This is a genomic window from Candidatus Enterococcus leclercqii, assembly GCF_009933135.1.
In the GTDB taxonomy this organism is placed as follows: domain Bacteria; phylum Bacillota; class Bacilli; order Lactobacillales; family Enterococcaceae; genus Enterococcus_C; species Enterococcus_C leclercqii.
In genome coordinates, this window is record NZ_MAEH01000014.1 from 496875 (window position 1) to 509599 (window position 12725).

The window sequence follows — 12725 nt, forward strand, 5'->3', positions numbered from 1 at the left end:
ATATTGTTCCAAAGGGATTTTTGTACGAAATCGGTTAGTTGGAGAAAGTCATAATCAGTCTTTGTTGTTTCACGAAAGCATATTGTTTCACGGGTTATTTAGTATGTCTGATTTTTACACGAATGCTTTGAACACTAGTTAGTTTTTTGTTCGGTATTTCATTTGCTTTCTTGAAAATATTATGAAAGGTTTTTGAGAGGGTATCCAAATTGATGGTGAACTATGCTATAATAATGAAACTGAAGCGTACTGGACCTTGTCCTACGGGATAGGCAGATAGTTCAGGACCGAAAGGAAGGATAATCATGGAATTTTCGCCGGAATTCGCATTGGAGCTGCTTGTCCAAGATGCTGACCGCATCAAAAAGCTGATTAAAAATCAAAAGAACAGTCAATGCATTTCGCAATGTAAAGCTTTTGAAGAAGTGGTCGATACACAGATGTATGGTTTTTCCCGGCAAGTGACCTATGCTGTCCGTCTCGGTCTGGTTTCCAATGAAATGGGGCACCAACTGATGGCAGATTTGGAAAAAGAGCTGAATCGTCTCTACACGGAAGTTTACGAAGACCAAAAATCCGACGTCAGCAAGGAGGCTTAGGCCTTTGCCGACAAAGTTGAAAAAACGCCACCTGATGGATTATGGGATTTTGATTCCCTATTTGATTTTATGTGTTTTTGGGTTGGTGATGGTTTACAGTTCCACCTCCTATGATCAGCTGGTTAAAGGGTTAAATCCTATGGAACCGGTTATCAAGCAAGCGGCTTTCTTTGTGATTAGCCTGGTCTTGATTGGGATCATTTATAAAATGAAAACTGACTTTTTGAAACGTAAAAATTTATCTGCTATAGCTATTGTTGTGATGCTGGCGTTGTTGATCTTTACCCGTTTTTTTTACAATCATCAGGTAAATGGGGCGTACGGTTGGATCAAACTGCCAGGGATGACCATCCAACCCGCAGAGTTTTTCAAAATTATTGTCATTTGGTTTTTAGCAGTGAAACTGGCTGCTCGTCAGAAGATTATCAATGAGCCTGGTATTCCTAAACGACTGTCGATGCCTCTTCTTTATGTATTTTCAGGTATTATCATTATCGCTTTGATGCCTGACCTTGGGAATGCAGCGATTATTATGCTGATTGCGATTGCAATGCTGCTAGCTAGTGGGATTAATTTCTGGTATAGCGTTGTAGTAGGAATCGGGGGTATTATCGCTTCTGTAGGAGTCATTAAGGGTATTGCTTTGCTGGGAAATACCCTAGGAGAAAAGATCAACTCAATTCCATTTAGTCATGTGTTTGAACGATTTATTGTCTACCAAGATCCCTTTGAGTATTTGTATGATAAAGGGCACCAACTGGTAAACGGCTATTATGCTTTTTATAATGGTGGATTGTTTGGACGTGGACTGGGGAACAGTATCCAAAAGAAAGGCTTTCTACAGTTTCCTTATACGGACTATATTTTTGCCGTTGTTGTTGAAGAATTGGGGCTGATTGTAGCCATCTTAGTCTTGGCGCTGGTTTTTTATATGATTGTTCGAATTTTCTTAGTTGGTATTCGATCAACAGATCCGTTCAATTCACTAATGTCGATCGGGATTGGTGCATTGTTTATGGTCCAAGTCTTCGTCAATCTTGGTGGTGTTTTAGGAATCATCCCATTGACCGGCGTCACCTTTCCATTTCTCAGTCAAGGTGGATCCAGTTTATTGATGCTTTCTATCTGTATTGGCTTTGTGCTGAACATCAGTGCCGAGGAAAAGCGAAAGAAATATGGAATTAGTCTAGGAAGTTAAATGATTTTCCAGATCAAAAATTACACGGCATCTGAAACAGATGCCGTGTCTTTAAAAAAAGAAGTGTCACAATTTTCAAAATCATGTCTAAGATGGAAACAGAAGCTGAACAAAAAAATCATTTCGATAAACTGAATCAAACTGTCAGTTCCACTTTCTAGGTTGTCTAGTGGAATGATATACGTAGAGAAAATAAGACTGATTTTTCTTTGGAAAAATCATTACTTTAATATGAACGAGGAGTGGTAAAATGAAAAAAGTTCTGGTGGCCAATCGGGGAGAAATTGCTATTCGAGTATTTCGTGCTTGTAGTGAGCTGCGTATCAAAACTGTCGCAATCTACGCGGCAGAAGACGAGTATTCCGTTCATCGTTTTAAAGCAGATGAAGCCTACCTGGTTGGAAAAGGAAAAAAACCAATCGATGCATACCTGGATATTGATGATATTATTCGGATTGCAAAAGATTCTGGGGCAGAAGCCATTCATCCGGGTTATGGTTTTTTATCGGAAAATCTGGAATTTGCGCAGCGTTGTGAAGCAGAGGGCATCATTTTTATCGGGCCATCAACTTACCATTTAGATATTTTCGGCGACAAAATTAAAGCCAAAGAAGCGGCGATTGCTGCTGGTATCCAATCGATCCCTGGCTCAGATGGTCCTGTAGCTTCGGTGGAAGAAGTTCTGGAATTTGCCAGAACCTATGACTACCCCGTTATGATTAAAGCTGCTCTTGGTGGCGGCGGCCGCGGCATGCGGGTTGCCCATGACGAAAAAGAAGCTCGTGACGGCTATCAGCGGGCTAAAAGTGAAGCAAAAGCAGCTTTTGGTTCTGATGAAGTGTATGTGGAAAAATATATCAGTGATCCTAAGCATATTGAAGTTCAAATACTTGGGGATACCCACGGAAATGTCGTGCATTTATTTGAGCGTGATTGCTCAGTGCAGCGACGGCATCAAAAAGTAGTTGAAGTTGCCCCTTGTGTATCTTTAAACGACCAACAGCGTCAAACCATTTGTCAGGCGGCGGTTCAGTTGATGAAGCACGTTGGTTATATCAATGCCGGGACAGTGGAATTTCTGGTAGAAGGGGACAAATTCTACTTTATCGAGGTCAATCCGCGGGTTCAAGTAGAGCATACAATCACAGAAATGATTACAGATGTCGATATTGTGACCTCTCAAATCCTAATTGCCCAAGGAAAAGAGCTGCATCGTGAAATCGGTATTCCGCAGCAAGATAAGATTGCAATTAAAGGAGCTGCCATCCAGTGCCGGATCACTACTGAAGATCCTTTGAATAATTTTATGCCAGATACCGGTAAGATCGATACCTATCGTTCACCGGGTGGTTTCGGGGTGCGTCTTGACGTTGGAAATGCCTATGCTGGAGCAGTTGTTTCACCGTATTTCGATTCGCTGCTGGTAAAAGTTTGTACATTTGGTGCAAATTTTGAGCAGGCGATTCAAAAAATGCAGCGCTGCTTACGAGAATTTCGTATTCGCGGAGTTAAAACCAATATTCCTTTCATGCAAAATGTGATCAACCATCCCGAGTTTCAATCGGGGGATGCCAAAACGACTTTCATTGATAATACACCAGGTTTGTTCGAGTTTCCGAAATTGCGAGACCGGGGCAATAAAACTATGAAGTACATTGGCGAAATCACTATCAATGGTTTTCCGGGGATTGAACAGTCTAAGAAAAAATATTTTGAAGCACCACGAATTCCCAAAAAGCTGGAAACGTTGGACAATTATCGTTCCGCTAAAAATGTTTTGGAGGAAGAGGGAGCAGAGGCTCTTTCTGCTTGGATCAAAGGCCGCAAAGAATTACTTTTGACAGATACGACTTTCCGAGATGCTCATCAAAGCTTGTTGGCAACGCGAGTGCGAACCAAAGATTTCAGCAAAATCGCTGACTTGACCGAAAAAGCAATGCCGCAGTTGTTTTCAGCAGAAATGTGGGGTGGGGCTACTTTTGACGTTGCTTATCGTTTCTTGAATGAAGACCCGTGGAAACGCCTGCGAATGATTCGGGAATTAATGCCTAATACGTTGTTACAGATGCTTTTCCGTGGGTCAAATGCAGTCGGCTATTCCAATTATCCTGACAACGTATTGGTGGAATTTATCAAAGAAGCAGCGGCACAAGGTATCGATGTGTTCCGGATCTTTGATAGCCTCAATTGGGTTCCTCAGATGGAAAAATCGATTCAAGCAGTCAGAGATACCGGGAAAATTGCTGAAGCAGCAATTTGTTACACCGGTGACATCAATGATCCAATGCGGGATAAATATACGGTCCAATACTACAAGAATATGGCAAAAGAGCTGGAAAACTGTGGCGCACATATCATTGCCATCAAGGATATGGCAGGTCTTTTGAAACCTCGTGCAGCTTATCGTTTGATCAGCGAACTAAAGGATACCGTTGATTTGCCAATTCATCTGCATACGCATGACACAGCGGGCAATGGCGTGATTACCTACTCGGCCGCCACTCAAGCAGGCGTAGATATCGTTGACGTTGCAATTAGTGCCATGAGTGCTTCTACCAGCCAGCCGAGTCTCAGTGGCTTGTATTATGCTCTAGCAGATGATGAACGTCAGCCGCAAATCAATGTGGACAATGCCCAGCAAATCAACCACTACTGGGAAGATGTCCGGATGTACTACAAACCTTTTGAAAACGGCTTAAATGCACCTCAGACTGAAGTTTACAAACACGAGATGCCTGGAGGACAGTATTCCAATTTGCAAGTCCAAGCAAAAGCGGTGGGTCTCGGAGATAAATGGGATGAAATCAAAGAGATGTACCATACTGTTAACATGATGTTCGGTGATATCGTGAAAGTGACGCCTTCTTCAAAGGTTGTTGGCGACATGGCCTTGTTCATGGTTCAAAACAATCTCACTGAAGAAGATGTCTATGAAAAAGGACTGGAATTGAACTTTCCAGAATCTGTGGTGACCTTCTTCCAAGGGGAATTAGGGCAGCCGGTTGGTGGCTTCCCTGAAAAACTTCAAAAAGTCATTTTGAAAGGACGACCAGCTTTTACTGATCGCCCTGGAGCATTGGCAGCTTCAGTTGATTTTGGCAAAGTGAAACAGGAGTTGGCGGAAAAGATTGGGTATGAACCGCAACAAGATGAAATCTTGAGCTATTTGATGTATCCGCAAGTCTTTCTGGACTATCGTGATGCCTACAACATGTTTGCGGATGTCACGATGCTGGATACTCCGACTTTCTTTAAAGGCATGCGTTTAGGTGAAACGATTAATGTAGAGATTGAAAAAGGCAAGATCCTCATTATTCGTCTGGACGAAATCGGTGAGCCGGATATCGAAGGCAATCGGACCTTGTTCTTTAACTTGAATGGTCAACGCCGAGAAATTGTTGTGAAGGATAGTTCCATCAAGAGTGCAGTTCAAACCAAACGAAAAGCAGAACCGACAAATAAGGAACAGATTGGTGCTACCATGCCGGGGTCAGTTCTGCAAATATTAGTTAAAAAAGGGGATCGTGTAAAACAAGGCGACACCTTGATGGTCACTGAAGCTATGAAGATGGAGACTGCCATTGAAGCGCGCTTTGATGGTGAAATCAAGCATATCTATGTGGCTGAAGGAGAAGCTATTACACAAGATGATCTATTGATTGAAATCGTTGAAAAATAAGTGTTGGGTAAGCCGTGACCTTTGTGGTTGCGGCTTTTTTGAAAGGACGAAGAATTCTTTCAAAAAGCGAAAATCAATGGAGAAGACTATTGCTGATTTCTATTGGATTGCAGTTCTCATTTTTACAGGAATATAGTATGATGAAGAATAGTTGGAAAAAGGAATTTCTCGTAAAAGGTTTTAAAAAGTCTTTTAGAAATAAAGGGGAGTGAAGGAATGAAGAATGGTCCGATTAAAAGACGCTGGCTGATTTTTGTGGCTCTGTTGTTCATTACGTTGATTGTCGTCTATTTACAACCAATCTTTTTTCCGAGACAGGTGCAGACGCTTCGTCCCCACGACTCACAAGTTGTTGGTGAAGGGGGAAATACCAGTTTGCAAGTCGAGCCCATTCAGGCGGAAGGATTTGCGAAACTAATTGGAAAAAGCCAAAAAGAGTTTGAACGAACTTATGGTAGCCCTATAGTTAGTTATGATTCCGGCTATGGCTTTTGGATTAATCGCTATCAAACAGAATTGACGAATTCATATCTTGAAGTCAGTATTCAAGAAGGAAAAATAGCTGCGATTAAAACAGCAGGTATTGATGGCCCCGACATTGCACCTTTTCAGCTAAAGATGAGTATGGGTGACTTGGCTCAAATTACAATGCTATATCCCAATTTCACAGTCAAAAATGGCGAAGAAGACGTGAGCCTCGAATTGATGGAAGAAGATCTGAACTATCGTCCGTTAGTGGCTTTTGATAACGGGACGTATGGCATTTTGTTTTTCAATAATGATTCAGAATTGATTGCAGTGGCGTATCTGACAGCACAAATGCTGTTGAAGCTGGCTCCTTACAGCGTGACTGATGGGACGGTCGCGGCCATTCAACCTACCACGGAAAATTGGGAGGCCATCGATCAGCAAAAAGAGACGCAAGGATTCAGATTGTTGAACATCCTGAGAACTAATGAAAATCTCCCAAATTACGATACCACCTATACTCTCCAAGGACAGAGCCGTGACTTTTTAGCGCGTTTTTTGAAAAAGCCGGAAAGCTATTTGGATGGAACAAAATTGGAGAGTTTTTTACGAGTAACCGAAGATGCTGGCAATGAGTTTTTTATCATTGGTGGCAAAGAATTTGAAGAATTGGCTGCTGCACTTGAAGTCCCCGGAGTCTACGGTTTTTTTGAGACGCCTTGTTATGATTTAACGTTTCAGATTCTTTCCTGGTACAGCGATCCTTATATACACACTCGCTTTACAAAAGAGAGTCCGCAGGCGACAGCTATTGGCATCTCGCAACAGAATATGGTAATCTTATTTGAGGACAGAACGTCGACAGAGGACAGTGAATAACTATGATTTACGATGAAAACATGTTGGCAGTCGACCAGCAGATTCAACAATTGCTTACTGTGATTAGCGACAGTCCCTTTTGCAGGGAATATCAGATAGCTCGCAGATCATTGCAAACAAATCTTGAAGCGCAAGGATTACGGAAAGCTTTCAACGATAAAAAAAATAATTATGAATCAGTAGCAGCTTATGGAGAGTATGCTCCGGGATTTAAAGAAACCCGCTTGGCGGTTATGGGGGCGAAACGACAGCTGGATTTGCATCCGATAGTTGCTAACTTCCGAGTGCAAGAAACGCGCTTGCAGGGATTGTTGGATGAGATATCTGGAACGATTGCCCACAAAATTGATGCTGCAATCAAAGTCGATGCGGGCAATCCATTTTTTGAAACGAAAAACCATCACGAGGGTTGCGGAGGAAATTGTCATGGAAGTTGATACAACAGCAGCATTTGAAATTAATAAAAGACGCGGCCTGGTTGTTTGGGTCTATAGCTTGAAACAATTGAAGAATTTGAAACGGTATGGTTTAGTCCATTATGTTTCCAGAAAAATGAAGTATGTGTATCTGTATTTGGATGAAGAGCGCTTTGCTGAAAATATGGAAAAAATTCAGCGCTTGCATTTTGTACGAAGTGTGGAGCCTTCTTATCGTCCAGATGTTGAAATGAACTTCGCAGACAAGATTGGAACAAGGGCAGCGTATCAAATGGATGAAGACGGCTTTGAAGTTGAAGAGCTCTCTACAACGATCCGTTTGGCGGAAGATGTTTGAGAAACGATTGAGAAAAAGCGATAAAAGGCGGGAGTCCTGGGGATGATCTCCGCCTTTTTTGTGCCTGACAAAGGGCTGGAAAAAGCGTTGGATTTCGAAGGATTTTCAACCTTTTTTCATTGTCATCGCGGACATCCGGTGGTAGGATCAAAAGCAACGACCCATTTGAGAACAGAAAGCAGGGAAACATATGAGAGTGATCTCCGGTGAGTTTCGGGGAAGAAAATTGAAGAGCTTGTCAGGAGACAACACTAGGCCAACGACTGACAAAGTAAAAGAATCTATATTCAACATGATTGGCCCTTATTTTGACGGCGGCACTTGTCTTGACTTATTTGCTGGAAGCGGTGGCTTGGCAATTGAAGCCGTCTCTCGAGGAATGGATCATGCGTATCTTGTAGATCGCAGTTACCCTGCAACCAAGGTGATCAAAGAAAACATTGCAATCACTAAAGTTGAGGAACGATTTACTGTTTGGAAAATGACCGCTGAGGCAGCGCTTCGTCAGTTGACTGCGGAAGGTCAGCAGTTTGATTTAGTTTTATTGGATCCCCCTTATGCCAAGCAGCAGTTGGTTACACAATTGACTGAAATGGCGAATGGCGGATTATTAAGGGAGGATGCGCTGGTTGTCTGTGAAACGGATAAGCAAGTCACGTTGCCTGAAACCATCGGGGCAAGCTTACAGCAGATTCGACAGCAAACTTACGGAATTACGGCTGTCACCATCTATCGCTTCCAATTAGAGGAGGAGAATCTATGAAAAAGGCGTTGTTTCCCGGCAGTTTTGATCCATTTACTAAGGGGCATTTGGATACGGTAGAAAGAGCGGCACGCTTATTTGATGAAGTGATTATTGGTGTATTTATCAATACTTCAAAAGCCGGTTGGTTCTCAGCTGCAGAACGAACAGAACTGATTCAAACTGCGGTGGCTCATCTGCCTAATGTACGAGTGGTGACCCAAGATTCCGAGTTGACAGTAACGGCTGCTCAAAAACTAGGCGCCGACTTTTTGCTGCGAGGCATTCGCAGTGTCAAAGATTACGAGTATGAAAAAGATATCATGACTATGAATAATCATTTAGCGTCAGAGATCGAGACCGTTTTTTTGTTGGCTAAACCCGAGTATAGCCACATCAGCTCAAGTTTGCTAAAGGAAGTACTGCTCTTTAACGGTGATGTGAAAAAGTACTTACCTCCAGCGATTTATGAAGCCTATTTAAGAAAGCGGGATACCCATGAAAAAGCAGAATAAAGTACCAGTGAAACAACTGCTGCTTTTATTGGCAGCACTGGCAGTTTTAGCAAGCCTGATAGTTCCCATTCCATATTACATTGAAGCGCCAGGTGCTACGATCAAACTAGACGAGCTAATCACTGTTAACGATCAAAAAGATCAGCATTCCGGGTCATTTGCGTTGACATCTGTAGGTATCCGGCAAGCGACAGTAGCCACTGCTGTACGGGCGAAATTTTCTGATTTTCAGGACCTGATTACAAAGCAAGAATTGATGGGCAATGCGACTAATGAAGAATATGATCGTATCCAGAATTACTACATGGAGTCTTCGCAAAATGCCGCCATTGAGCAAGCGTTGAAGCTGGCCGATAAGAAATATGAAATGCGCTACTTGGGAGTCTATGTTCTAGCCATCGATCCAACTTCCAATTTTTACGGGAAAATTTCAGTAGGGGATACTGTAACCAAAGTGGATGGGAAAAGTTTTGAAAATGCAGATGATCTGGTGAAATATGTCCACAGTCAAAAAGTAGGTCAAAGCGTCACCGTGACGTATTTGCAAGATGGGAAAGAAAAAGAAGCTTCCGGCAAGCTGATTTCTCTCCCTAAGCCAAATCAAGGCAAAGCCGGTATTGGCATCACACTGACCAGCCATACGGAGATTGAGTCTGCTGAAAAAGTCACCTTCAATGTTGACAATATCGGCGGCCCTTCCGCTGGGTTGATGTTCACTTTGGAGATCTATCAACAGCTGATTGCAAAAGACCTGCGCCATGGGTTGGCAATCGCCGGTACGGGTACTATGAATGCCGATGGGACAGTAGGTCAAATCGGCGGAATCGATAAAAAGGTTGCTTCAGCCGATGCCAGTGGCGCCAAGATCTTCTTTGCGCCAAAAGGAGAAAGCAAAGACGATACCAATTACCAAGAAGCCAAAGCTGCAGCCGAAAAGCTCGGAACAGAGATGAAAATTGTCCCTGTAAGCACGTTAAAAGATGCCGTTGACTATCTGGAAAATGAAGTGAAATAGTTTAATTTCCAGCTTTAATCTTTGTTTTAAGAGAGACGAAAATCTGATTGTTTGCCTCTGATAATAAAATAGATTCATCAGACCAAGACACCGAAAAATTCCTGTGAAAAGTAGTGGAGTTTTTCGTGTCTTGGTCTCTTTGATTTTGTAGAGGGAGTTTTTTTTGAAAGGAAATTGCAAAGCCTGCTACCTTATAGAAGGTCAGTGGTTGCAGTTTGAATAGGCATAAAACATTTTTATTGCTTTAAATGGAAAGGCTCTTTTAAGGTGTGTTATAATCTTTTTATAACAAAGTAGCCGGGAAATCGTACAAGACCACAGTGGTGGGTTCCAGCTTTTTCCAGACAACTTTGATAAAACGGAAAGCACGCTAAGTCGGCGGGACTAACAGTTTGATAGGTACCTTGCCATACTTTTGCCACAATCCGTTATCAGGAGGATAAAAATGAAAATTGAACGTCATAAACCAGTGGTAGAAAGCTATCACTACGATCACCGTATTCCTGAACAAGAATACGAAACAAAGCTGAATGTGGGATTTGCCCCTTTGCAGACCTCTGACCCTGATTATCCGAAAGAAAACAGTATTCTTGGCGCACGTCTTGAGTTCAATCTGATTTTTAAAGAATACATTCTCTCCGGCAGTATCAGTCAGGTGAATCATCTGGTCAATCGCAAAGTGGAACAACAAGAAGATCTCACCAAAGAAGAGATTGATGAAATTGTTGCGCCGTTGTTTGATATCGTGGAACGGATTACTTATGAAGTGACAGAAATTGCCACTGACGAACCAGGGCTTAAATTGAATTTTCAATCAAATGCCAGTCAAGCTGAGGAAGTGTAATCATGTTTAATGCGAAAACGCAAGTGATGCTTTACATGGAGGATGTAGCAAATGCCATTGCTTTTTGGGAAGCATTGGGTTTTGTGCTGCTTGATACGCAGGAAGCTGATGGTACTTTGGTAGCTGAAATCGCACCGACTGCCACCGCTGATTTGAGTTTTGTCTTGTACGACCTAACCTATGTCCAAAGTCATTCGCCTGAGGTCAATGTTGCAGCACCGTCAATTATGTTTTCAACAGATGATGCGATGGCCTTGTATCAGAAAATGCTGGAGCAAGGTGTCCAATTAGGGGAATTGGTCCAATTAGAAGAAGGACTGATCTTTAATTTCGCCGATCCTGAAGGAAACTATTTTGCGGTCAGTGGGACGGCCAACTAACGCAGGTAGAAGAATAGCACTGAACCGGAAGCCCTAAGCTTCCGGCTTTTTTTAATGCAAATTATTTTTTAGGTAAAATTGAAAATTTTTAGGTCTCGTGCTATTATAAGTTGAAACGCTTACAGATGTCGGAGCTTCTGCAACGGACTATTCCTTGCACCGGCCACACCCGTAGCGCTGAAAATGAATGATTTCAGGGGGTAAAACACAATGTCGAAATTATTGAAAGGCGGGGTTGTCGTCACAGCACGAGGACGGCTGCAGTTGGATGTTCGGATTGATGGTGAAAAGATTGTCGAGATGGGGACGAATCTGCCACAAGCAGGCGCCGAGGTGGAAGATGTCACGGGACGGTATTTGCTGCCCGGGTTTATCGATGCCCATACTCATTTGGAGTTAAACAATGGACCAGGTACCCAAGGAAGTGCGGATAATTTTTATACCGGAAGCAAGGCAGCTGTCGCAAAAGGTACGACTACTGTTATTGATATGGCCACACCTACCAAAGGGCAAAGTTTACAAGAATGTCTTGCGGTTTGGAACAACTTTGCTGAACATACGAGCTCATGTGATTATACTTATCACATGTCGATTATTGAATGGAACGAAGCGATAAAAAAAGAAATCGCGGAAATGATTGATCAGGGGATCACGTCATTTAAAATGTATCTGGCCTATGACAATCTGCGGGTTACTGACGGGGAACTTTTTGAAGCCATGGTGGAATTGCAAAAGCAAGGAGCCATGCTGGGGGTTCATTGCGAAAATGGCGATTTAGTCAATGAGAAGATTCATCAATTGTTAGCGGCAGGGAAAACTACGCCCCACTATCATCCTTTGTCAAGACCAGATGCAATTGAAGCAGAAGCGGTGGAACGTTACCTGATGATTGCTAAAGAAGCCGGTTTGACAGTCAATATCGTACATCTTTCCACTCGGCGTTCTTTAGAAGCTGTTCGCAGAGCGAGAAAGCGCGGCCAGCAATTATTCGTCGAAACTTGCCCGCAATACCTTCTTTTGGATGACAGCGTTTATGATCAACCGAATTTTCTGGGGGCCAAGTTTGTCTGTTCACCACCTATCCGAAAAATAACGGATCAGAAAGCACTGTGGGAAGGCATCACAGATGGTTCCATCAACACGATTTCTACGGATCATTGCAGTTTCAATTTTGCAGGCCAAAAAACATTGGGGGTTGATGACTTCAGTAAAATTCCCAATGGTATGCCAGGGGTTGAAACAAGGCCGGAGTTGATCTACACAGCCGGTGTGGATACGGGTAGAATTACTTTAGAAAAAATGGTGGCTTTGTTATCGGAAAACATCGCCCGGCAGTTCCACCTCTTTCCTCAAAAAGGAATTTTACAAGAAGGATCAGATGCAGATATTGTCGTATGGGATCCAGACAAAGCCGGCTTGATCTCAGCTGCAACACAGCTGCAAAATGTTGATTACACCCCTTATGATGGATTTGTGACTAAAGGGGCAGCGGAGGCTGTCTACCTGAGAGGCGAAAAAGTTGCCGAAAACGGTGCAGTCTTGAAAGAAAAGCAAGGCCGTTTTGTTTATCGTAAAATACCAGTGACGGAGTAAAAATACAGGATCTACTGCTTCTCTGCAGACTTTTTTTAG

12 protein-coding genes are annotated in these 12725 nt (G+C 42.7%); all 12 read left to right on the plus strand.

Annotated elements, in window-relative coordinates:
- The first annotated feature begins 305 nt into the window (after positions 1–305).
- Positions 306–599 carry a YlaN family protein gene (locus BAU14_RS08660; RefSeq protein WP_161899689.1) on the plus strand — a complete coding sequence of 98 codons (294 nt, stop codon included), beginning with the start codon at positions 306–308 and terminating at the stop codon, positions 597–599.
- 4 nt (positions 600–603) lie between these two features.
- Complete coding sequence (locus BAU14_RS08665) at positions 604–1797, plus strand: FtsW/RodA/SpoVE family cell cycle protein (RefSeq protein WP_161899690.1); 1194 nt, start codon at positions 604–606, stop codon at positions 1795–1797.
- A 250-nt stretch (positions 1798–2047) separates the two neighbouring features.
- A complete protein-coding gene (locus tag BAU14_RS08670; protein ID WP_161899691.1) occupies positions 2048–5476 on the plus strand; it encodes a pyruvate carboxylase in 3429 nt (1142 codons plus the stop codon).
- Between the two features lie 216 nt (positions 5477–5692).
- Complete coding sequence (locus tag BAU14_RS08675) at positions 5693–6823, plus strand: CAP-associated domain-containing protein (RefSeq protein WP_161899692.1); 1131 nt, start codon at positions 5693–5695, stop codon at positions 6821–6823.
- A gap of 2 nt (positions 6824–6825) precedes the next feature.
- Positions 6826–7260: a YlbF family regulator gene (locus BAU14_RS08680; RefSeq protein WP_161899693.1), complete on the plus strand. Its 435-nt coding sequence runs from the start codon at positions 6826–6828 to the stop codon at positions 7258–7260.
- Entirely contained in the window at positions 7250–7597 is a 348-nt protein-coding gene (locus BAU14_RS08685; protein ID WP_161899694.1) for a YlbG family protein, read from the plus strand. Before BAU14_RS08680 ends, BAU14_RS08685 begins: the two co-directional genes overlap by 11 nt.
- 190 nt (positions 7598–7787) lie before the next feature.
- A complete protein-coding gene (gene rsmD, locus BAU14_RS08690; protein ID WP_161899695.1) occupies positions 7788–8360 on the plus strand; it encodes a 16S rRNA (guanine(966)-N(2))-methyltransferase RsmD in 573 nt (190 codons plus the stop codon).
- The gene (gene coaD, locus BAU14_RS08695; RefSeq protein WP_161899696.1) at positions 8357–8854 is read left to right on the plus strand and encodes a pantetheine-phosphate adenylyltransferase; all 498 of its coding nucleotides are present in this window, start codon (positions 8357–8359) and stop codon (positions 8852–8854) included. Before rsmD ends, coaD begins: the two co-directional genes overlap by 4 nt.
- A complete protein-coding gene (locus BAU14_RS08700) occupies positions 8838–9869 on the plus strand; it encodes a SepM family pheromone-processing serine protease (protein WP_161899697.1) in 1032 nt (343 codons plus the stop codon). The genes coaD and BAU14_RS08700 overlap by 17 nt, the downstream gene beginning before the upstream one ends.
- Positions 9870–10314: 445 nt before the next feature.
- Positions 10315–10713 carry a DUF1149 family protein gene (locus BAU14_RS08705; protein ID WP_161899698.1) on the plus strand — a complete coding sequence of 133 codons (399 nt, stop codon included), beginning with the start codon at positions 10315–10317 and terminating at the stop codon, positions 10711–10713.
- A 2-nt stretch (positions 10714–10715) separates the two neighbouring features.
- Positions 10716–11093 carry a VOC family protein gene (locus tag BAU14_RS08710; RefSeq protein WP_161899699.1) on the plus strand — a complete coding sequence of 126 codons (378 nt, stop codon included), beginning with the start codon at positions 10716–10718 and terminating at the stop codon, positions 11091–11093.
- A 210-nt stretch (positions 11094–11303) separates the two neighbouring features.
- Entirely contained in the window at positions 11304–12686 is a 1383-nt protein-coding gene (gene hydA / locus BAU14_RS08715; RefSeq protein WP_161899700.1) for a dihydropyrimidinase, read from the plus strand.
- Positions 12687–12725 lie beyond the last annotated feature (39 nt).